The 777-nt window shown below is 66.9% G+C and carries 2 protein-coding genes; both read left to right on the forward strand.

What is annotated here, in order from left to right; all coding sequences use genetic code 11:
* Positions 1-245: 245 nt before the first annotated feature.
* Entirely contained in the window at positions 246-545 is a 300-nt protein-coding gene (locus HMPREF0591_RS30040) for a PE family protein (RefSeq protein ID WP_007172667.1), read from the forward strand.
* Between the two features lie 18 nt (positions 546-563).
* A partial coding sequence (locus HMPREF0591_RS31825) for a PPE domain-containing protein (protein ID WP_157137598.1) occupies positions 564-777 on the forward strand: 214 nt, incomplete at its 3' end.

Raw genomic sequence — 777 nt, forward strand, 5'->3', positions numbered from 1 at the left:
TTGGCGGCAGGCCATTGTGCTATGCCACGACGGCCGGTGAGCACTCGCCTACCGTCACCTATCCCCCGCCGCACTTCGCGCCTGGATGAATGCCGGGCCAATGAACACATCAATGCTGCCTGACTCGGTCTAGCCGAGTCGGCCGACGCGGTCTCCACCCCTCGGCGACCGCACCAGCGCCCCCAGACACCGCAGCGGACAGGGTCAGCCCATGTCCGTAATTCCAAGTCTCCAAGGAGAAGTCCATGTTCTCAGTCACCGTCGACCCGCAAATGCTGACGGCGGCGGCCGGTACCCTGCAGGGCATCGGCTCTGCGATGAGCGCCGAAAACGCTCCTGCGGCCGCCCCGACGACCGGGGTGGTTCCCGCCGCCGCTGACGAGGTGTCGGCATTGACGGCGCTGCAGTTTGCCGCGCACGCGCAGATGTATCAGGCCGTCAGCGCCCAAGCTGCGGCGATCCACGAAATGTTCGCGAACACCCTTGGCGTCAGCGCTGATTCGTATGCGGTCACCGAAGCCGCCAACGCGGCCGCGGCCGGCTAAGCCCTCAGAGGTGAAGTGATGGATTTCGCAGCTTTGCCACCCGAGATCAACTCGGCAAGGATCTATGCCGGTGCGGGCCCGGGCTCGATGCTGGCCGCGGCGGCGGCCTGGGAGGGACTCGCCGAGCAGCTGTATTCGGCGGCCGCCTCGTATTCCTCGGTCGTTTCAGGACTGACCAGCGGACCGTGGCTAGGTCCGGCGTCGGCGTCGATGACCGCTGCGAGCGCCGCCG

This window comes from Mycobacterium parascrofulaceum ATCC BAA-614 (assembly GCF_000164135.1).
Classification (GTDB): domain Bacteria; phylum Actinomycetota; class Actinomycetes; order Mycobacteriales; family Mycobacteriaceae; genus Mycobacterium; species Mycobacterium parascrofulaceum.

What these genes read in the sequence shown, in the direction of transcription:
- HMPREF0591_RS30040 (WP_007172667.1), top strand. Translation starts at nt 246, where the DNA reads ATGTTCTCAGTCACCGTCGACCCGCAAATGCTGACGGCGGCGGCCGGT.